This window comes from Rhodococcus sp. NPDC056516, assembly GCF_042794655.1.
In the GTDB taxonomy this organism is placed as follows: domain Bacteria; phylum Actinomycetota; class Actinomycetes; order Mycobacteriales; family Mycobacteriaceae; genus Rhodococcus_F.
The window spans coordinates 360,740-379,457 of record NZ_JBHTTG010000009.1 but is presented as its reverse complement, the minus strand read 5'-3'; the positions used below and the strand labels follow the sequence as shown (position 1 = coordinate 379,457).

General features: G+C 62.1%; 18 protein-coding genes and 1 pseudogene. 11 read left to right on the top strand and 8 right to left on the bottom strand.

The window, feature by feature from the left end; all coding sequences use genetic code 11:
* The first annotated feature begins 23 nt into the window (after nt 1-23).
* Together ACFQ6Y_RS27255 and ACFQ6Y_RS27250 are read left to right on the top strand one after the other, a co-directional pair.
* Nucleotides 24-929 carry an oxygenase MpaB family protein gene (locus ACFQ6Y_RS27255; protein WP_378546619.1) on the top strand — a complete coding sequence of 302 codons (906 nt, stop codon included), beginning with the start codon at nt 24-26 and terminating at the stop codon, nt 927-929.
* Between the two features lie 489 nt (nt 930-1,418).
* A pseudogene (locus ACFQ6Y_RS27250) lies at nt 1,419-1,745 on the top strand (transglycosylase family protein); the annotation flags it as partial.
* Between the two features lie 366 nt (nt 1,746-2,111).
* Here ACFQ6Y_RS27250 and ACFQ6Y_RS27245 read toward each other — a convergent pair.
* Genes ACFQ6Y_RS27245 through ACFQ6Y_RS27235 form a run of 3 tightly spaced genes read right to left on the bottom strand, consistent with a single transcriptional unit; the run spans nt 2,112 to nt 4,326 of the window.
* Nucleotides 2,112-2,603 carry an NUDIX domain-containing protein gene (locus ACFQ6Y_RS27245; protein WP_378546616.1) on the bottom strand — a complete coding sequence of 164 codons (492 nt, stop codon included), beginning with the start codon at nt 2,601-2,603 and terminating at the stop codon, nt 2,112-2,114.
* 23 nt (nt 2,604-2,626) lie between these two features.
* Nucleotides 2,627-4,048: an alpha/beta hydrolase gene (locus ACFQ6Y_RS27240; protein ID WP_378546613.1), complete on the bottom strand. Its 1,422-nt coding sequence runs from the start codon at nt 4,046-4,048 to the stop codon at nt 2,627-2,629.
* A 5-nt stretch (nt 4,049-4,053) separates the two neighbouring features.
* A complete protein-coding gene (locus ACFQ6Y_RS27235) occupies nt 4,054-4,326 on the bottom strand; it encodes a DUF2277 domain-containing protein (protein ID WP_378546610.1) in 273 nt (90 codons plus the stop codon).
* Between the two features lie 132 nt (nt 4,327-4,458).
* Here ACFQ6Y_RS27235 and ACFQ6Y_RS27230 point away from each other — a divergent pair, with 132 nt between their 5' ends.
* Together ACFQ6Y_RS27230 and ACFQ6Y_RS27225 are read left to right on the top strand one after the other, a co-directional pair.
* Entirely contained in the window at nt 4,459-5,337 is an 879-nt protein-coding gene (locus tag ACFQ6Y_RS27230; RefSeq protein ID WP_378448928.1) for a bile acid:sodium symporter family protein, read from the top strand.
* Between the two features lie 103 nt (nt 5,338-5,440).
* Nucleotides 5,441-6,430, top strand: a complete 990-nt coding sequence (locus tag ACFQ6Y_RS27225) for an ABC transporter substrate-binding protein (RefSeq protein WP_378546608.1) — start codon at nt 5,441-5,443, stop codon at nt 6,428-6,430.
* 48 nt (nt 6,431-6,478) lie between these two features.
* On the opposite strand, the gene ACFQ6Y_RS27220 is transcribed toward ACFQ6Y_RS27225, so the two are convergent.
* A complete protein-coding gene (locus ACFQ6Y_RS27220; RefSeq protein ID WP_378546605.1) occupies nt 6,479-7,066 on the bottom strand; it encodes a TetR/AcrR family transcriptional regulator in 588 nt (195 codons plus the stop codon).
* 95 nt (nt 7,067-7,161) lie between these two features.
* On the opposite strand from ACFQ6Y_RS27220, the gene ACFQ6Y_RS27215 reads away from it, so the two are divergent.
* Nucleotides 7,162-8,562 carry a cytochrome P450 gene (locus tag ACFQ6Y_RS27215; protein ID WP_378639510.1) on the top strand — a complete coding sequence of 467 codons (1,401 nt, stop codon included), beginning with the start codon at nt 7,162-7,164 and terminating at the stop codon, nt 8,560-8,562.
* A gap of 96 nt (nt 8,563-8,658) precedes the next feature.
* The gene (locus ACFQ6Y_RS27210; RefSeq protein ID WP_283307079.1) at nt 8,659-8,976 is read left to right on the top strand and encodes a DUF4333 domain-containing protein; all 318 of its coding nucleotides are present in this window, start codon (nt 8,659-8,661) and stop codon (nt 8,974-8,976) included.
* 53 nt (nt 8,977-9,029) lie between these two features.
* Here the strand turns inward: ACFQ6Y_RS27210 and ACFQ6Y_RS27205 are convergent, their stop codons facing one another.
* From ACFQ6Y_RS27205 to ACFQ6Y_RS27190, 4 genes are all read right to left on the bottom strand, one after another.
* The gene (locus tag ACFQ6Y_RS27205; protein ID WP_378535149.1) at nt 9,030-10,178 is read right to left on the bottom strand and encodes an acetyl-CoA C-acetyltransferase; all 1,149 of its coding nucleotides are present in this window, start codon (nt 10,176-10,178) and stop codon (nt 9,030-9,032) included.
* Between the two features lie 11 nt (nt 10,179-10,189).
* Nucleotides 10,190-10,861 (bottom strand): TetR/AcrR family transcriptional regulator, encoded by a 672-nt coding sequence (locus ACFQ6Y_RS27200; protein WP_378639507.1) that lies wholly within the window; start codon nt 10,859-10,861, stop codon nt 10,190-10,192.
* A gap of 76 nt (nt 10,862-10,937) precedes the next feature.
* Nucleotides 10,938-11,750 (bottom strand): SDR family oxidoreductase, encoded by an 813-nt coding sequence (locus ACFQ6Y_RS27195; protein ID WP_003945582.1) that lies wholly within the window; start codon nt 11,748-11,750, stop codon nt 10,938-10,940.
* The gene (locus ACFQ6Y_RS27190) at nt 11,750-12,979 is read right to left on the bottom strand and encodes an acyl-CoA dehydrogenase family protein (RefSeq protein ID WP_378639504.1); all 1,230 of its coding nucleotides are present in this window, start codon (nt 12,977-12,979) and stop codon (nt 11,750-11,752) included. Before ACFQ6Y_RS27190 ends, ACFQ6Y_RS27195 begins: the two co-directional genes overlap by 1 nt.
* A gap of 55 nt (nt 12,980-13,034) precedes the next feature.
* Here ACFQ6Y_RS27190 and ACFQ6Y_RS27185 point away from each other — a divergent pair, with 55 nt between their 5' ends.
* The 5 genes from ACFQ6Y_RS27185 to ACFQ6Y_RS27165 are packed head-to-tail and all read left to right on the top strand — an operon-like array spanning nt 13,035 to nt 18,616.
* Complete coding sequence (locus ACFQ6Y_RS27185) at nt 13,035-14,576, top strand: FadD3 family acyl-CoA ligase (RefSeq protein ID WP_378639501.1); 1,542 nt, start codon at nt 13,035-13,037, stop codon at nt 14,574-14,576.
* On the top strand, nt 14,573-15,445 hold the full coding sequence (locus ACFQ6Y_RS27180) for an enoyl-CoA hydratase (RefSeq protein WP_230814834.1): 873 nt from the start codon (nt 14,573-14,575) through the stop codon (nt 15,443-15,445). The genes ACFQ6Y_RS27185 and ACFQ6Y_RS27180 overlap by 4 nt, the downstream gene beginning before the upstream one ends.
* Nucleotides 15,445-16,605, top strand: coding sequence for an acyl-CoA dehydrogenase family protein (locus tag ACFQ6Y_RS27175; protein ID WP_378639499.1), 1,161 nt, complete (start codon nt 15,445-15,447; stop codon nt 16,603-16,605). The genes ACFQ6Y_RS27180 and ACFQ6Y_RS27175 overlap by 1 nt, the downstream gene beginning before the upstream one ends.
* Nucleotides 16,602-17,567, top strand: a complete 966-nt coding sequence (locus ACFQ6Y_RS27170) for an acyl-CoA dehydrogenase family protein (protein ID WP_378639496.1) — start codon at nt 16,602-16,604, stop codon at nt 17,565-17,567. The genes ACFQ6Y_RS27175 and ACFQ6Y_RS27170 overlap by 4 nt, the downstream gene beginning before the upstream one ends.
* Nucleotides 17,564-18,616 carry an acyl-CoA dehydrogenase family protein gene (locus ACFQ6Y_RS27165; RefSeq protein WP_378639493.1) on the top strand — a complete coding sequence of 351 codons (1,053 nt, stop codon included), beginning with the start codon at nt 17,564-17,566 and terminating at the stop codon, nt 18,614-18,616. Before ACFQ6Y_RS27170 ends, ACFQ6Y_RS27165 begins: the two co-directional genes overlap by 4 nt.
* Nucleotides 18,617-18,718 lie beyond the last annotated feature (102 nt).

Sequence of the window (18,718 nt, the reverse complement as noted above, 5' to 3'; positions counted from 1 at the left end):
TCACCGCGCACGGAGGAGGATCGATGCCCACTCACTACCTGGATTCGGGAAAGTCCGAGTCGTCTCTTCGAACCGATCAGACACGCATCACCATCACGGCCGAGCGTAAGCGGTGGGCCCGTAAACCCGCACACATCACCGACGCACTCGATTTCTGGTCATTCGCAGGGGCCGCCGCCAATGTCATCCTGCAACTCGGTTGGCCCGAGGTGGCGTACGGCGTCATGGAAAGCAAAGTCGAATCGGGTGCCCTGACCGCGCATCCATGGAAGCGCGCACGGACCACAACGCAGTACCTGACGGTCGCAATCCTGGGCAACGAGGAAGAGCGAAAGGCCTACCGCGAGGCCGTGAACTCGGTGCACCGGCACGTGAAGTCCGATGCGAACAGCCCGGTCAAGTACAACGCCTTCAATCGCGAACTCCAATTATGGGTTGCCGCTTGCCTTTTCATCGGTTTCGAAGACAGCCATCAGTTGTTGCACGGCAAGATGTCCGAAGAACAGGCGGAATCGTTTTATCAGTCCGCGTCAACTTTGGGAACGACACTGCAGGTCACCGAAGAGATGTGGCCGGCAACCCGCGCAGACTTCGAGCGCTACTGGAACCTCGGTTGCGAACGCGTAGTCATCGACGAACGCACCAAGCAGTACCTGATCGACCTGGTCAATCTACGGATGATCGCCTGGCCGATACGCCTGGTGTTTCGAAACCTGTTGCGGTTCCTGACGGTCGGATTCCTTCCGCCGATCTACCGCGACCAACTCGACCTCGAGTGGACCGAAGACGACCGCCGTCGATTCGAGCACCTCTTCATCTTCGTGTCGTTCGTCAACAGGTTCATCCCACGCTCCATCCGTCAGGCCGGAAACACCATTCAGATGCGCGACATCCGTCGCCGGATCAAGGCGAGCAAGAATCTCGTCTGATCGCAGAGCCGACAACTCGATACTCGTATCAATTCTGCTGCCCCACAGGTAAATCGGGGCGGTCGGTCGACAACACATCAAGCCTCGATTTGAGCTCCAGCGCGACAAAAACCGGGGTCGAAAAGTCGGCAAAACGAGCCAATCGGGCGACACATTCGCTTCATATCGACGCCTTTACGGCGCCTTATTGGTGACTTGCATCACACTTTATCTCGATTATGTAACGCCGAGAGCGTTGGCATATCGCCGCGCGACCTGGGAAGACACTCTTTGATGCATTTCTGTTGCACGAACCTGTGTCGACACGCCGACCCGTGACCAATCCGTAATCATCTCCTATGGTTGGTGACAGCCCGATCAACCGGGCATTACCGAATCGCCACCGCCAGTCCCACCCCGCGGTTCGGATTCGACAACTTTCCTAGTGGTGGGAGCGGAGCTGAGACGGTCACCGTCCTCCGCCGGCGTGACTCGAGAGGATTTACCCAAATGACCAAGACCACCGTTACCCGCGCCCTTGCTTCTGTCGCCGCAGCCGGAGCCCTCGCAGCCGGAGCCATTGGACTGAGCGCCGGCACCGCATCCGCAGCCACCCACGACTGGTCGGGTGTCGCTGAGTGCGAATCCTCGGGCAACTGGGCTGCGAACACCGGAAACGGCTACTACGGCGGCCTCCAGTTCAGCCAGAGCACGTGGGCGGCCTACGGCGGAGCGGGCACTGCAGCCAACGCCAGCCAGGCAGAACAGGTCCGCGTCGCGGAGAACGTCCTTGCAGGTCAGGGCGTCGGCGCGTGGCCGGTTTGCGGACAGTACCTCCGCTGATCTCAGCTCGATTAGTGCGTCACTGCCCGGTGCTCGTCGGAGATTCGACGGCTACCGGGCAGTGTGCACACCGATACCTACTTCCCACCACCACTACTGTTGAAAGATGTTACGGCGGTGCGTGATCCGTCGGGATGACGCGGAGCGAGCGAGGTATATCGACTCGCCTTCCGATCCCCCATCATCCCGCGAAGAATCATCGACAACCTTTGGAGCATCCTTCTGAACCGGGTGCGAGAACTGACCGGTGCTGCCGTAGACGCGTACGGGATGGGTTCCTTGCGCACGTAGTGCTCCATAAGCCCAGCGTAGCCGCCTTTCGGCGCTGAAATGCTCGATTAAGGGAATGCCTCGCAGCCCTCACAGTGTCCGAACAAATCGATCCGGCGAACTCGGCGGTCCATCCTTGACCAGGCATGCGAATCGGTCGGGTAAATCGCGTGGCCCGAACACTTCTCGACCGCAGTGTGACAGAAGGCGGTCAACGCTCCACCACTCGAAGTGCTCGACCAACTCCGCGGCTAGCGCTTCGCGCCCCAAAGATCCACAAGGATCGAATGCGACCGGTACCGGCACGAGGAAATAGTCATTGACCGCCCCGTCCCAACCCGGCAATATCGTCGGATCACGGATCTCCTCATGCCACACGTGTGTGGCGGCGCCGTAGTCGCGCAATCCGATCTCCTCGTCCAATTCGCGCGCGAGCGCCTCGGGCGGGGTTTCGTCTCCTTCCAAGCCGCCGCCTGGAGGACACCAGACCGTCAGCCCATGCACGGGCGCGATGAATCGGTAGAGCAGAAGACGGGACTGGCCGTCAACGACCAACCCCCTGGCCGAGTGCCTCAGACGCATGAGTGCCACTGTAAGTCAGCAGGTCAGGCGATGACGGCCAGCTCCGGAAGTCCGGCAACCACAACCGCGAGGTTGTAACCCGACATCCGCAGTTCTCCGTTGTCTCCGGTCCTCGCGTACTCCGCATGCCCGAACGCCCGCTCGTGCTTCACTCCGTCCGGGGTGATCCCTTCGGCCGTGGACAACCGATGGAACTCGGTGCGCGTCGGATCGCCGCCGAAACGGCCGAACCCCGCGATACTGTCGCCTTCCGCTTTCATGACGTAGACATGACGGTCGGCGATACCGAGATCTGACTCCACCTTGGCCCGCACTCCGGGTGAACCGTAGAAGACCACGTCGTCGACTGCGGCGCTGGCACCACGTTGCAACGCAAGAGAAGTCGCGAGCGATCCGTAAGAGTGGCCCAACGCGGTGATATGGACGCGTTCGTTGACCGACGCAGAACGAAGACCGTGAAAAAAGCTGCCCAATGCGTCGGCGGCTATGCCGGCCTTCGAAGATCGACTGACGTCGAAGCTGGCGCGACCGATGTCGAACTTTCCCGGCCCGATGACCTGTGGCGCGTCGTATCCGATCCAGGCGATCGTTGCCACGCTTTCCTTTCGACCGGCCAGTTCGAGTTGGCGCATCGCCTCGGCTCGCAATCGTGTCGCCTCGCCGACCATTCCGCGCATCGAGTCCTTGACGTTGGTGTTCAATCCGGGAATCGTCACGGAGATGTGATCCGCTGTGTCCGGATCACCGATCGCAATCGCGGCAAATCCTCGTTCACCCGAGCGCATGTCCATGAGCAGTAACCGTCGACAAGGTTCGGCGTGAAACAACTCGTCGAGCGCGTCCAAATCCTCGAGTTTACGTTCGGCGTACCACTGGCCCGCCCCGGTGTTACTCAGCCTGCCACCGAAGAACTCCCGGTGAAGTTCTTGCGAGATTCGCACCGAATCATCTTGCAGCCGTGCTCGTTCTGATTGAATCCGATCGAGATTGGCGGGACTTCGCACCGCTGCGGGAATGCCGTCGAGGTTGGCAATCAGACTGGGTGCATGGCGCAACATCTGACGCTGCCGATCAAGGCTGAATGCTCGCCACTCCTCTCCCACACGCACAGCCTTGTCACGGAGGTCGGTGCCAACCTGGGACCGAAGCGACAACGCATGATGAAGATCCGCGCTGACCAGCAGTGCCTCACCGATCAGTTCGCGAACGGCAACCTCGAGCAGTTGGGCGTGCACGTGGAGCGGGTGTCCGTCCGCGATGGGCGCAACCGCAGAGACGGTTCCGTCCTGGCGAATATGCAAGTCGTCGGCGACGGCTTCTTTGCGCAGCGTATTCAGCCGTCGACGGATGTCGCGGACGCGATGAGCGACCAGAACGCCTTCGAGCCCAGCGGACAGCTGATCCAAAGCTTCGACGTCCCATACGTCGATATCTGTGAGATCCACTCGAGTCAGGACGAGCGAGCTGCGATCCGAGCCTGTACTTCCGGACGACGCAACGGCGGGACCGTCTGAGGTGGCTGCCTACGAGGCGGCAGGGCGCTGAGCAGGCGCGTCGTCGTTTCGGTTACCTCATGCACTGCCTGTTCGAAGGCATCTCGGTTGGCGTCGGACACCTTGGCTATTCCGCTCACCTTACGTACGTATTGGCGAGAGGCTGCCTCGATTTCCTCCGGCGTAGCTGCGGGCTCGAGTCCACGAAGTTCAGTGATGTTTCGGCACATAATTCGACGATAACCCTGCTCACCGACGCCGTCACGGTTCGATACATCAATGTATCCAAACTGCCACGCAGATCCGGGCATCACGGTAGTTTCAGTGAAATTCCCCCAGTGACTGGAAGTAGCCACTAACTCATGGACTCAGCACTCACCTCGGTCGGTCTCCCCGCCGCACTCGCCATCATCATGTTCGGCCTCGGGCTGTCCCTGACAGTCGGAGATTTTGCCCGCGTGGCAAAAGCGCCCAAGGCCGTCTCGATCGCTCTGATCTGTCAATTGTTGTTGCTGCCGGCCGCAGCCTTCGGCTTGGTCACCTTGTTCGACCTCGACCCACTACTCGCCGTCGGCATGATGCTCCTCGCCGCGTCACCGGGTGGCACCACGGCAAACCTGTTCAGTCACCTGTTCCGCGGCGACGTTGCCCTCAATGTGACACTGACTGCGGTCAATTCGGTGATCGCGGTGGTCACCCTTCCGTTGATCACCAACTTCGCGTTGGGTTACTTCGAACCCGAGGACGCGGACGGCACTCTCGGACTTCAGTTCACGAAGGTCCTCCAGGTCTTTGCCGTCGTCCTGATTCCGGTCGCCCTCGGAATGTGGGTTCGGTTGCGCTCGAGCGCCTTTGCCGAGCGCATGGACAAGCCCGTCCGCATCGGATCCGCGATTGTTCTCGCGCTGGTGATCGTCGGAACGGTTGTATCCGAGCGCGATAACATCGCGGACTATCTCGTCGACATCGGCGTCGTCGCTGCATTGTTCTGCCTGCTGAGCCTCTCGATCGGCTACATCGTTCCCCGAATCTTCGGCATCGAGGACCGTCAGGCCATCGCCAGTTCCATGGAAATCGGCATCCACAACAGCACGTTGGCGATCACCATCGCCGTCAGTCTTCTCGACAACGTGCAATTGGCAGTACCGGCCGCGGTGTACGGCGTTCTCATGTTCCCGCTCGCCGCCGCCTTCGGCGCCACCATCACCCGCAAGTCACGGACGATGGCCGAAATCGACTAATATCAGGCGGTTTTCGATATAGGTGATCTGGTATCGCCAACCCTACGATCGATACGGACTCAGACCGAAGGGTATCGAAAAAATGCTGACCAATACACCTACCGTGCCAGACGAACGCGTCTGGCAAGAGCTAGTCGACGCACTTACCCGTCGCCAATTCGGCATCGGAGCCGGGATGGCAGCAGTAGCAACTATTCTGTCGTCCTGCAGTTCCAGCGACGGTTCAGGCACCGCTGATGACGCTCAAATGCGCACCGTCACCACGCCGTTGGGGACCTATGACATCCCTACCAACCCCAAGCGGGTCTTGGCCGTCGACGCCCGAACCGACCTCGAGCTCGCCATTGCCTTGGAACTACCGGTCTTCGGATACAACATCTCACCCGCCACCGAGTGGGTGCCTGTCGACGGCTCGGCCGAATACCTCAGCGACAAGCCCAATCTGGAGCAGATACTCGGACTCGCACCCGATCTCATCATCTGCGTCAACGCCGACAACGAGTACTGGCCCGCTGCAAAGCTCCAAGCCATCGCTCCTGTCCTGACGACCGAATCGAAGCAGACGTGGCGGGAGAACCTGACCCGGCTCTCCGATTGGCTGGGACGAACACCCACCATGGATCGCCTGATCACCGATTACGACGCTCTGATCACCGACATTCGCACTCGACACGCTTCCGCGATCGCGGGCAAAACCGTCGCAAGCTTGTCCTACAGTCCGGACAAAGCCACGATCTACATCGACAGCCTGCCCGTGTCGGAGGAAACGGGAAAGAAGAATCGTCAACCCACCGACATGACGCTCGCCGATATCGGCGGAAGAACATTGAACACAACCGGTTTCGATAATCAGGGGCGACTGAGCATCGAGGAGATGGATCGTCTGCAAGACTGCGAAGCGTTCATGGTTTCCGTCACCGACAGCAGCGACACCACCTTCGATCAACTCTCGGACAACAAGTTGTGGCAACGACTTCCGGCTGTGCAGGCCGGGAACGTCACCGTTCTGCAAGGAAGTACGTACTACGGGTCCATCTACACCAACATGTACGTCGCCAAGGGCTGGGACGAACTTTATTCGACGCTCGACTAGTCGGACTTGTCCATGGAAATGCCGACCTCTCCCACGCGGTCGGCATTTTCACGTTTCGAGGTCGATGCCCAACGCTCCGGAGAGGGTTCGCAGACAGATCACCCTCAACTCCTCGTGCGGTATGGAAGGTTGGTCGAGCCAGTCGAGACACACGGCCCGGACGAATGCGATCCATCCCCGCACCGCGACTGCAGCGATCTGTCTTTGTTCGCCCTCGAATCCGAGTGCGTCGAGGATCCGAATCTGTTGTTGTTCGAGTTCCCGTTCGACGATCGCTCGGATACCTGCCTCAGCCGAGAGCGTCCCGACGTTGATGGCGCGCACTCCCCTACTGTGTGACCTCACGTACGCGAAGTAGGCATCCAACCCGGCTGCCACCTGTTCGCGCACCGGTAGCGTCGCGTCCGGTGCGGTCACCTCGAGTAAGTGCTGCGATTCGCGCTCGACGATTGCCGCGAAGAAGTCTCGTTTGGTCGGGAAATAGTGGTACATCAACCCGCGCGAGACGCCTGCGATCTCGGCAACCTCTTCGATCCAGACGTCCTCGTACGAGCGATCGGCAAAAAGTTGCGCGCCGATGTCGAGCAACTGCGTGCGCCGCTGCTCTCGGTCCAGGCGTTTTCGTGGTGCAACCATAGGCAAGTCAGATTACTACTTGACACCAATTCAGTAAGGCGTACTTTGCGTACTAGACACCAATTCAGTAAGCGATCTCACCCGGGGGACACATCATGAGCGTCGACACCACTCCAGAGGCGACGACCGATGCTCGGATCCCGCATCCGGCATGGCGCCTGCCAGTCCTAGGCGACGTCCTCGGGATCAACATTCGGACGCCACTGCAGAACTCCGTGAGCATCGGCCGCGAACTCGGCCCGATCTTCGAAAGAAACGTCCTGGGAAATCGCTTTGTCTTCGCCTCGGGCGCAGACATGGTGGCAGAACTGTCCGACGAGTCCCGGTTCGCAAAACACCTTGCACCAGGAGTGAAGGCGCTACGCGGAATCGGCGGCGACGGATTGTTCACTGCCTACAACCACGAGCCCAACTGGGGCAAGGCACACAATCTCCTGGCACCGGCGTTCAGCCAGACAGCTATGCGCTCGTACCACCGCACCATGCTCGACGTGGCCGGCGAGTTGGTCGACCATTGGGACAGTCGTGGCAGCGACTCCCGCATCGACGTCTCCGCAGACATGACCAAGCTGACGCTGGAGACCATCGGACGCACGGGATTCAGCTACTCGTTCGACTCTTTCGAACGCGAAGAGCAGCATCCGTTCGTCAAGGCAATGGTCGGAGCGCTCTCCCATTCACAGCGCACGACATTCCTGAAGTCGACCGCCCTCGGGCGAGTGCTCGCACGTCGCGACGATCAACGTGACGAGGTCCGCAAGGCGTACATGGCCGAGGTTGTGGACGAGGTGATCCGTGCCCGGCGCACAAGTACCGAACCGGGGCCCGAAGATCTCCTCGAACTGATGCTGCGGGCAGCTCGCGAAAACGATCCCAACCGTATCGACGAACTGAACATCCGCCATCAGGTCGTGACGTTCCTCGTCGCCGGGCACGAAACAACCTCCGGCGCTTTGTCGTTCGCACTGTATTACCTCTCGCAAAACCCTGACGTACTGGCCAAGGCGCAAGCTGAGGTCGACAAGGTCTGGGAGGGCGAGGAGCCCGCATTCGAGAAGATCGCGAAACTTCGATACGTACGACGCGTCCTCGACGAATCATTGCGTCTGTGGCCGACAGCACCGGCATACGGCCGCGCGGCACTCGAAGACACCACGCTCGTTGGGAAGTATCCGATGAAGAAGGGCGACTGGATGCTCGTGCTCATCCCGTCACTTCATCGTGATCCGGTGTGGGGCAACGATCCCGAGACTTTCGATCCGGATCGTTTCCTGCCTGCCAACATCAAGGCCAGGCCGGCGCACGTGTACAAGCCGTTCGGAACGGGTGAACGTGCCTGCATCGGACGACAATTCGCCATTCACGAAGCGGTTCTCGTGTTGGGCACCATCTTGCAGAAATACACGATCGAAGCCGATCCGGATTACGAACTGAAGGTGGCCGAACGGCTCACCCTCATGCCCGAAGGCTTCAACTTGACGGTCCGTCGACGGTGACCTCGAAAAACTCGTCAAGTAAGTCGGTTGAACAGTCCCAAATGCGGTAATCCCAGAGCTGGCAGCAGCGAGCAGCGGCGCACCCTGGGAGTTCACATGACAAAGAGGCCTGCAGTGGGAATCGTCTTACTCTCGGTGGCATTGGCCACGGGAGCGTGCTCGGCAAGCGTCGGGACGCCGCAAGTGGACAAGTCCGAAGTCGCGAGTCAGATCTCCACTCAACTCGCGGAGAAGATCGGCGAGCCACCCGACGACGTGACGTGTCCGGAGAACCTGGACGCCGAAGTCGGCGCGACGATCACTTGCATCCTGACCGAAGAGGGCACCGAATACGACGTCACAGCTACCGTGACCAGCGTTGACGGTGAAAGCGCCAACTTCGACATCAAGGTTGCGGATGTGCCGAACAACTAACTGCTGTGCGCCTTTATTAACCGCCGGCGGTTAATAAAGGCGCACAGCAGGGATCAGATACGCTCGATAATCGTCGCGTTTGCGGTGCCGCCACCTTCACAGATGGTCAGCAGACCGTAACGGCCGCCGGTGCGCTCGAGTTCGTTCAGCAGGGTTGCCATCAACTTGGTGCCGGTGGCGCCGAGCGGGTGGCCGAGTGCGATCGCGCCGCCGTTGACGTTGACCTTGGCCGGATCTGCACCGATTTCCTTGATCCAGGCCAGGACCACCGGGGCGAAAGCTTCGTTGATCTCGACGATGTCGATGTCCTCGATGCTCAGACCGGCCTTCGCGAGAGCATGCTTCGTGGCCGGGATCGGCGCGCTGAGCATGAAGATCGGGTCGTCGCCGCGTGCGCTGAGGTGATGAATCCGGGCGCGGGGCTTGAGGTTGTACTTCTCCACCGCTTCCGCCGACGCCAGCAGCAGCGCACTCGCGCCGTCGGAGATCTGGCTTGCCACTGCTGCGGTCATGCGGCCGTCTTCGACGAGAACCTTGAGCGTCGCCATCTTTTCGAGGCTGGTCTCGCGGGGTCCTTCGTCGACGGTCGCGTCACCCATGGCGACGATCTCGTTGTCGAAACGACCCGCGGCGATCGCAGCCTTGGCGCGCTCATGGCTCTGCAGGGCCCACTTCTCGAGCTCTTCGCGGCTGATGTCCCACTTCTCGGCGATCATCTCGGCGCCCTTGAACTGGGAGACTTCCTGGTCACCGTAACGCTCGGTCCAACCGACCGAACCCGAAGTCGGCGTGTCGAATCCGTACTGCTGGCCGACGATCATCGCTGCCGAGATCGGAATCTGGCTCATGTTCTGAACGCCGCCGGCGACGATCAGATCCGCGGTGCCCGACAGGATGGCCTGAGCGCCGAAGTGCACTGCCTGCTGACTCGAACCGCACTGACGGTCGACGGTCACACCGGGAACGTGCTCCGGGAATCCCGCTGCGAGCCAGGACATACGGGCGATGTTGCCGGCCTGACCGCCGATGGCGTCGACGCAACCGAAGATCACGTCGTCGACGTCACTGGGGTCGATACCGGTGCGCTCGACCAGTGCCTTGACGACGTGCGCACCGAGATCGATGGGGTGCACGCCGGACAGCGCGCCGCCCCTCTTGCCGATTGGTGTGCGAATGGCGTCGACGATGTAAACCTCGGACATAGCGTTAGCTCCTAGTTTCGTTGTGCAGCAATAGTTCTTGAAGTTGATTCAGCACTAGCTTCTGAAGTTGTTGCCGGATCGGAGAGCCCGTCGAGCACGATCGCGAGATATTGAGCCGCGACGGCGTGAGCCGAGAGGGATCCACCCGGGCGGTACCAGCGAACCGCGACCCACACTGTGTCGCGCATGAATCGGAAGACCAATTCGACGTCGATGTCGGAACGGAAGGTCCCGTCCGCGACGCCGGCTTCGAGGACGCCGACCCACAGGTCCCGGAACTCGGTGTTGCGCTCGGCCAGGTAAGCGAAGCGCTCGTTCCCGACGAGGTGCTTGACCTCGTCCTGGTAGATCGCAACGGCCGAGTGCGAGGCGTCGATGGCCTCGTACGACGTCACTACCAGCGCTTCGAGCGTCGCGCGACTGTCCAACCCCGCCGCAACGATCTCGCGGTATTTCCCGAAGAGTTCGTCGAGGAACTGGTGGAGGATCTCGTCGACCATCGACTCCTTGGAATCGAAATGGTGATACAGACTCCCGGAGAGGATCCCGGCGGCGTCGGCGATGTCGCGGACGGTCGTCGCGCGCACTCCGCGATCGGCGAACAGCCCGGCCGCGATCTCGAGCAGCTCGTCGCGGCGCCCGGACTTGCCGTTGGATTCGTCGGAATTTCGAGGTGGCGTCATGTATTCAATCCTATCCAGGGCCCTCCCCTGTGCGCGGTCAGCGAGTCCAGGGACTCCTTAACCGCGCACGGGGACGCTAGGCCCTCTGCGAAGAAACGGAGACGATCTCGCCGGTCATGTAGGTGGAGTAGTCGCTGGCGAGCATCGCGATGACCGTTGCGATCTCCCAGACCTCCGCGGCGCGGCCGTAGGCCTCGCCGGAAGCCAACTGGTCGAGCAGTTCCTCACTGGTGACCTTCGCCAGGAACGCGTGACGCGCAATGGAGGGCGAGACCGCGTTGATACGGACTCCGTACTCCGCTGCTTCGATTGCGCTGCACCGAGTCAGCGCCATGACACCGGCCTTGGCTGCGGCGTAGTGCGCCTGGGAATGCTGCGCCCGCCAACCGAGAACGGACGCGTTGTTCACCAGAACACCGCCGTGGGGAACGCTCTTGAAGTACCGCAGCGCGGCGCGCGTCGAACGGAAAGTGCTGTTGAGGGTGATGTCGAGAACGCGATCCCACTGATCGTCCGTCATGTCGACGACGGGAGTCTCGCCGCCCAGGCCGGCGTTGTTGACGACGATGTCGATGCGCCCCAACTTCTCGGCGGCGCCGACGAACAGCGCGTCGACCTGCTCGGTGCTCGACACGTCGCAGATGATCGATTCGACCTGCTGACCGGGGAATTCGGCCTTCAGCTTCTCCACCGTCTCACCAAGACGACGCTCGTGGAAGTCGGAGACGAGAACGTCGCCGCCTTCGAGAAGCACCCTGCGCGCAGTTGAGAAACCGATGCCGGTTCCGGCCGCGGCAGTGATGATTGCCTTCTTGCCCGCGAGCAGTCCGTGACCCGGCGTTTCCTCGGGCGCAACGGAAAGCGGGGACGCGGCTTTGGTGTCAGACATTAACGAGCCTCTCGGGGAAGACCGAGCACGCGCTCGGAAATGATGTTGCGCTGAATTTCGTTGGAGCCGCCGTAAATCGTGTCGGCGCGGGTGAAGAGGAAGAGGCGTTGCCACTCGTCGAGCTCGAGATGTTCGGGGTCGGTGATGTCCGAGGCATTGCCCTCGGAATCCGCCCAAGGCGCAACCAACGACGACGCACCTTGCACGTCCATCGCCAGCTGTCCCAGATCACGATGCCAGTTGGCCCACAACAGTTTTGCGACGGACGCTTCTCCGCCACCGGTTCCGGCGTCGACCGCGTCGAGAGTACGCATCGCGTGGGCGCGCATCACGCGCAGACCGACCCAGGCGCGCGCGATCTTTTCGCGGATGTGCGGATCCTGGTCACTGCCATTGGCTTTCGCCAGGTCGACGACGCCTTGGAGCTCGCGGGCAAATCCGATCTGCTGTCCGAGCGTGGATACACCGCGCTCGAAGGTGAGCAGCCCCATCGCGATCTTCCAGCCCTCGCCAGGTTCGCCGACCACCAGATCGGCGTCGGTCACGGCGTCGTCGAAGAAGACCTCGTTGAACTCCGACGTACCGGTGAGCTGCTGGATGGGCCGAACTGTCACACCGGGCTGATCCAACGGGACCAGCAGGAAGCTCAAGCCCTGATGACGCTTGGAGCCCACTTCGGTGCGGCAGACCACGAAGCACCATTGCGCGACGTGGGCCAGCGAGGTCCACACCTTCTGGCCGTTGATGATCCACTTGCCGTTTTCGAGGCGTGCGGTGGTGGAGACGTTCGCGAGGTCGGAACCGGCGCCGGGCTCGGAATAGCCCTGCGACCACAGTTCACTGACCGTGTTGATGCCCGGAAGGAATCGACGCTTCTGCTCCTCGGTGCCGTACGCGATCAGCGTCGGGCCGAGCAGCTCTTCACCGATGTGGCTGACGCGAGCGGGCGCGCCGGCCTTTGCGTACTCCTGATGGAAGATGACCTGCTGAGCGATGCTTGCTCCCCGTCCGCCGAATTCCTTCGGCCACCCGAGGCACGTCCATCCTGCGGCTGCGAGGTGCTTGTCCCACTCGAGTCGTTGCTCGAAGAACTCGTGCTCGCTGCCGGGGCCGCCCTTACCCTTGAGCTGGGCGAATTTGCCCGTCAAGTTCTCGGCCAACCACTGCGCGACCGTGGTCGCAAACTCGTCGTCCGTCATCTGCCCGTCCGGGCTCTCGCTCTGGTCCACATATGTAAGATAACCTACCAAGCACTTGCTAGGTAGCGTGTCAGGTAGGAGTCCAGTGACCGAACAACCGAGAACCATCCCATCAGCCCTCATCCGGGCCGCCGAGGAGTTCGGTGAGCGCACGGCTATCGCCGATGGCGACACCCGACTGACCTTCGCACAGCTACACCAGCGTGTCCGCGATTTCGCCGGCGCACTGATCAACCGTGGGGTGAAGGCAGGCGACCGCGTCGTCATCTGGGCGCCCAACACATACCACTGGGTGATCGCCCTGCTCGGCGCTCAGTACGCCGGCGCAGCCATCATTCCGATCAACACTCGATACACCGGCACCGAAGCTCTCGACATCATCGAGCGCGTCGACGCCGCGGCTCTGGTCATCGTCGGCACGTTCCTCAAGGCCGATCGGTACCAGCAGTTGCTCGACGCCAACCCGAGCCTGTCGATCCCCACTGTCATCCAGGTACCGATCGACGGAAACGACGACCGTGACGGCGTCATCGAGTTCGAGGACTTCCTCGCGCTCGCCACCGACGCCGCCCGCACCGAAGCCGATGCGCGTGCTGCGAAGGTACAGCCCGACGACGTCAGCGACATCCTCTTCACCTCCGGCACCACAGGACGCAGCAAGGGCGCGATCACCGCGCATCGTCAGTCCATCGCCGTTGCCAGGTCGTGGGGCGAATGCGCCGAGGTCACCGCTGACGACAACTTCCTCATCATCAGCCCGTTCTTCCACACCTTCGGGTACAAGGCCGGAATCCTGGTCTGTCTGTTGAACGGTGCGACGATCGTGCCGGTGTCCGTCTTCAACATCGACGACACCCTCGCACTGGTCAACAGCGAGAAGATCAGCATCCTGCCCGGCGCCCCGACGATCTACCAGACCATCCTCGACCACCCCCGCCGCAGCGAGTACGACCTGTCCTCGCTGCGCATCGCGATCACCGGCGCCGCACCCGTACCGGTTGCTCTCGTCGAGCGCATGCAGGCAGAGCTTTTCGACGCCGTCCTCACGGCATACGGCCTGACCGAGGCGGTCGTTGCGACGATGTGCCGCACCGACGACGATCCGGTCACCGTCTCCACCAGTTCCGGCCGCGCAACAGCCGATTTCGAGGTCAAGATCGGCGACCAGGGCGAGATCCTGCTTCGTGGACCGAACGTCATGCTCGGGTACCTCGACGACCCGGAATCCACCGCCAAGGCAATCGACGCCGACGGCTGGCTGCACACCGGAGACATCGGAACCCTCGACGAGCGTGGATATCTCGACATCACCGACCGTCTCAAGGACATGTACGTCAGCGGCGGATTCAACGTCTACCCCGCCGAGATCGAGGGGATGTTGGCTCGCCTGCCCGGTGTCCACGAATCGGCTGCCATCGGCATCCCCGATCACCGGATGGGAGAGGTGGGCCGCGTCTACATCGCCCAACTCGACGGCGCCGGCCTCACCGAAGAGTCGGTGATCGCCTTCCTCAAGGAGAAGATCGCCGGCTTCAAGGTGCCCCGCGAGGTGCGCTTCGTCGATCACCTGCCCCGAAATCCCTCGGGCAAGGTCCTCAAAACGGTTCTGCGTGAGGAACAGTCATGACTGTTCCTTTCGAAGCCGACGTCGTGACCTACGAGGTTCGTGACTCGGTCGCCGTCGTGACCTTAAATCGTCCCGATTACCGCAACGCCCAGAACTCGGTCGTGACGTACGCCCTCGACGCGGCATTCCAGCGCGCCGTCGAAGACGACGACGTGAAGGTGATCGTCCTGGCAGGCAACGGACCGCACTTCAGTGCCGGTCACGACCTGGGGACCCCGGGACGCGACCATCACGTCGAATACGAGAACAAGGCCACCATGTGGTGGGATCACGTCGACAAGCCAGGCGGTGACCAGCGTTTCGCCCGCGAGATGGAGGTCTACCTGGGCATGTGCCGTCGCTGGCGGGAGATCCCCAAGCCCACCATCGCGATGGTGCAAGGCGCCTGCATAGCCGGCGGACTGATGCTCGCCTGGGTCTGCGACATGATCGTCGCGTCCGACGACGCCTTCTTCTCCGATCCCGTTGTCCGCATGGGTATCCCCGGCGTCGAATACTTCGCGCACCCGTGGATGGTCGGTTCACGATTCGCCAAGGAAATGCTCTTCACCGGCGATCGGTTCACTGCGCAACGTGCCTACGAAATCGGCATGGTGAACCGCGTCGTCGCCCGCAAGCACCTCGAGAAGGAGACGTTCGAGCTCGCCGGACGTATCGCCGAGATGCCGCGCTTCGGACTGGCTTTGACCAAGAAAGCCGTCAATCAGTGCGAGGACCAGATGGGGATGCGTAACGGCATCGATTCCGTCTTCGGTCTGCATCACTTCGCTCACGCTCACAACGCCGAGGTAGGCAAAGACTCGCTTGGTGGTCTCGACGCCAAAGCTATGGCTGCCAGTGCTCGCACACCGCAGGAAGGAACAAACTAGTGGATCTCGTATTCGACGACGCCACAACCGCATTCCGTGACGAGGTCCGCTCGTTCCTGGAGGCGAACGTCCCCGCCACTCCGCTCAAGTCCATGGACACGGCCGAAGGCTTCGAAGAACATCGGCAGTGGGAACACACCCTCGCCGACGCCGGTTACGCCGTCGTGTCCTGGCCCAAGGAACTCGGTGGCCGCGACGCGTCCCTGCTCGAATGGGTCGTCTTCGAGGAGGAATACTACCGCTCGGGTGCGCCCGGTCGCGTGAGCCAGAACGGCATCTTCCTGTTGGCTCCCACACTGTTCGAGCATGCAAATGCCGAGCAGTTGGCTCGCATCATGCCGCGTATGGCTCGTGCCGACGACATCTGGGCACAGGCTTGGTCCGAGCCCGAGTCCGGTTCCGACCTCGCGAGCCTGCGTTCGAGCGCCAAGAAGGTCGACGGCGGTTGGCTGCTCAACGGCCAGAAGACGTGGAGTTCGCGCGCCAGCTACGCAGACTGGGGCTTCGGCTTGTTCCGCTCCGATCCGGATGCGCAGCGCCACAAGGGCATCACGTATTTCATGTTCGACCTCCGCTCGAAGGGTGTCACCGTTCGCCCGATCGATCAGCTCGACGGTGAGCCCGGCTTCGCCGAGATCTTCCTCGAGGACGTCTTCGTTCCGGACGACCGGTCCAACCCCGGCGAGTCCGGTGTGATCGGAAACGTCAACGAAGGTTGGCGCGTCGCGATGAGCACCGCAAGCAACGAGCGTGGTCTCTCGCTGCGCAGCCCCGGCCGCTTCCTCGCGACAGTCGACCGCCTGCTCGAGCTGTACAAGTCGAGCGGACGCACCGACGACAGCGCTCTGCGCAACCAGGTCGCCGACGCCTGGATCGGCGCTCGCGCCTACCAACTCAACACATTCGGCACCGTCACCCGTCTAGCCGACGGTGGACAGCTCGGCGCCGAGTCCTCGATCAACAAGGTCTTCTGGTCCGAGTGGGACATCGCCACCCACGAGACTGCTCTCGAACTTCAGGGCCCTGAAGCCGAGCTGGCCGACAACTGGATGGACGGATACCTGTTCTCCCTGTCCGGCCCGATCTACGCAGGCACCAACGAGATTCAGAAAAACGTCATCGCTGAGCGTCTGCTCGGCCTACCGAAGGCGGACCGATGAGATTCGCGCTCGACTCCTCCCACCAGGACTTCGCTGCAAGCATCGATGCGCTGCTGACCAAGTCCGACATGCCCGCCGTCATCCGTTCGTGGAACGACGGTGACACCGAACCGGGCAAGAAGCTCTGGCAGCGCCTTGCCGAGACCGGCGTCAACGGCCTCGTCATCTCCGAAGAGCACGACGGGCTCGGCGCCGACGCTGTCGATCTGGTCGTTGCGCTCGAACAGCTCGGTCGCCACGCAGTACCCGGACCGGTCGTCGAAACGATCGCCGTGGCGCCGACACTCTTGGCTTCCGTTGCACCGGAACGTCTCTCTGCTCTCGCTGAGGGTGCGCTCGCAACCGTCGCCGCTCCCCCGCACACACCGTTTGCGCTCGACGCCGATGCAGTGGACCTGGTGCTACTTGCACAGGACGGCGCGGTCTCCGTGGGCATCCCCGGCGAGGCCAAGGCGTCGGTGGATCTCTCCCGCAAGCTCTACGAGGTTTCCGCCGGCGAATCGCTGGGCTCTGCCGACTTCTCGGCAGCCTTCGACATGGGCGCTCTTGCCACTGCTGCGCAGTTGCAGGGTCTCGGCCAGACACTACTCGAGGTCACCACCGAATACGCTAAGCAACGCAAGCAGTTCGGCAAGGTCATCGGACAGTTCCAGGCCATGAAGCACCACCTGGCCGAGGTTGCCGTCTCCCTCGAGATGGCTCGCCCCCTGCTGCACGGTGCCGCACTGTCGGTTCGCGATCAGTCGGCCGACGCCTCGCGTGACATTTCAGCCGCCAAGGTCGCGTGTGGCGATGCCGCCTACAAGGCCGCCCGCGTCGGACTCCAGGTTCACGGCGCCATCGGCTACACGATGGAACATGATCTCTCCCTGTGGCTCACCAAGGTGCGGGCGCTACTCACCGCTTGGGGCACACCGTCCGAGCATCGTGCGCGCGTCGTCGAAGCACTGGTTGCATCATGAGCATCGACACCGAAGACCAGGCAGCATTGCGTGCGTCGGTACGCGATCTCCTGAGCAAGCATTCCGACTCCGCTGCCGTCCGCGCCGCCATCACCACCGAGATCGGCTACGACGCCGCGTTGTGGAGCAAGCTGTGCGAGCAGATCGGCGTCGCCGCGCTGGCGATTCCCGAGGAGTTCGACGGCGTCGGAGCAGGTTTGGGCGAGGTACACGTGGTCCAGGAGGAACTGGGCCGCACGCTGACACCCTCACCGATGTTGGGTTCCGCAATTCTTGCCGCACAGGCACTGCTGCTTTCCGGTGACAACGACGCATGCTCGCGACTGCTGCCCGGTGTCGCGTCCGGCGAGAGCACGCTCGCCCTGTGCTGGGCGGGTGCCGCTGGTTGGAGCGCCTTCGGCGTCGAGGCAACCGAGGATGCGTTGACCGGCACGGCGTCGTACGTCCTCGACGGGCACGTCGCAGACACCCTGCTCGTTCTGACTGCCGACGGATTCTACGAAGTGGATCCAGCGGCCGAGGGCGTCTCCCGCCGACGCGTCCCCACCATGGATCCGACACGACCGCTGGCGGAGGTCACGTTCTCCGGTGTTCGCGGTCGACCACTGCAGTGGTCAGAAGATCTGGTCGATCGAATCCGAACCGTCGTCCTGATCGCGTTGTCTGCAGAGCAGGTCGGCGCAGCCGCAGCGATCGTCGAACAGACCGTCGAATACACCAAGTCGCGCAAGCAGTTCGGTCGCGCGATCGGTTCTTTCCAGGCCCTCAAGCACCGGATGGCTGACATGTACACGTTGGTCGAGACGGCGAGGTCGATGACCTACGCCGCAGTGGCGACGCAGTCGGCCGACGACGCGGCGGTGGCGAAGGTCTACTGCTCGGAAGCGTTGCAGCAGATCACCTCCGAAGCGGTTCAGTTGCACGGCGGAATCGCGATCACCTGGGAGCACGACGCTCAGCTGTACTTCAAGCGTGCACACGGCAGCGCTCAACTCTTCGGCCAGCCGAGCACCTACCTGCCGAGCCTCGCGCAGGCAGCGGGCCTCTAGGAGACGTCGGTGCTTGTTCGCTCGGGATTGCGAGCGAAGCACCGATGCGTCCTTTCGCCGTGCTGCGCATGTTCTAACAAGTGGACATTCTCTCGACTGCGA

What these genes read in the sequence shown, in the direction of transcription:
- ACFQ6Y_RS27255 (WP_378546619.1), top strand. Translation starts at nt 24, where the DNA reads ATGCCCACTCACTACCTGGATTCGGGAAAGTCCGAGTCGTCTCTTCGA.
- ACFQ6Y_RS27245 (WP_378546616.1), bottom strand. Translation starts at nt 2,603, where the DNA reads ATGCGTCTGAGGCACTCGGCCAGGGGGTTGGTCGTTGACGGCCAGTCC.
- ACFQ6Y_RS27235 (WP_378546610.1), bottom strand. Translation starts at nt 4,326, where the DNA reads ATGTGCCGAAACATCACTGAACTTCGTGGACTCGAGCCCGCAGCTACG.
- ACFQ6Y_RS27230 (WP_378448928.1), top strand. Translation starts at nt 4,459, where the DNA reads ATGGACTCAGCACTCACCTCGGTCGGTCTCCCCGCCGCACTCGCCATC.
- ACFQ6Y_RS27220 (WP_378546605.1), bottom strand. Translation starts at nt 7,066, where the DNA reads ATGGTTGCACCACGAAAACGCCTGGACCGAGAGCAGCGGCGCACGCAG.
- ACFQ6Y_RS27215 (WP_378639510.1), top strand. Translation starts at nt 7,162, where the DNA reads ATGAGCGTCGACACCACTCCAGAGGCGACGACCGATGCTCGGATCCCG.
- ACFQ6Y_RS27210 (WP_283307079.1), top strand. Translation starts at nt 8,659, where the DNA reads ATGACAAAGAGGCCTGCAGTGGGAATCGTCTTACTCTCGGTGGCATTG.
- ACFQ6Y_RS27205 (WP_378535149.1), bottom strand. Translation starts at nt 10,178, where the DNA reads ATGTCCGAGGTTTACATCGTCGACGCCATTCGCACACCAATCGGCAAG.
- ACFQ6Y_RS27200 (WP_378639507.1), bottom strand. Translation starts at nt 10,861, where the DNA reads ATGACGCCACCTCGAAATTCCGACGAATCCAACGGCAAGTCCGGGCGC.
- ACFQ6Y_RS27195 (WP_003945582.1), bottom strand. Translation starts at nt 11,750, where the DNA reads ATGTCTGACACCAAAGCCGCGTCCCCGCTTTCCGTTGCGCCCGAGGAA.
- ACFQ6Y_RS27180 (WP_230814834.1), top strand. Translation starts at nt 14,573, where the DNA reads ATGACTGTTCCTTTCGAAGCCGACGTCGTGACCTACGAGGTTCGTGAC.
- ACFQ6Y_RS27170 (WP_378639496.1), top strand. Translation starts at nt 16,602, where the DNA reads ATGAGATTCGCGCTCGACTCCTCCCACCAGGACTTCGCTGCAAGCATC.
- ACFQ6Y_RS27165 (WP_378639493.1), top strand. Translation starts at nt 17,564, where the DNA reads ATGAGCATCGACACCGAAGACCAGGCAGCATTGCGTGCGTCGGTACGC.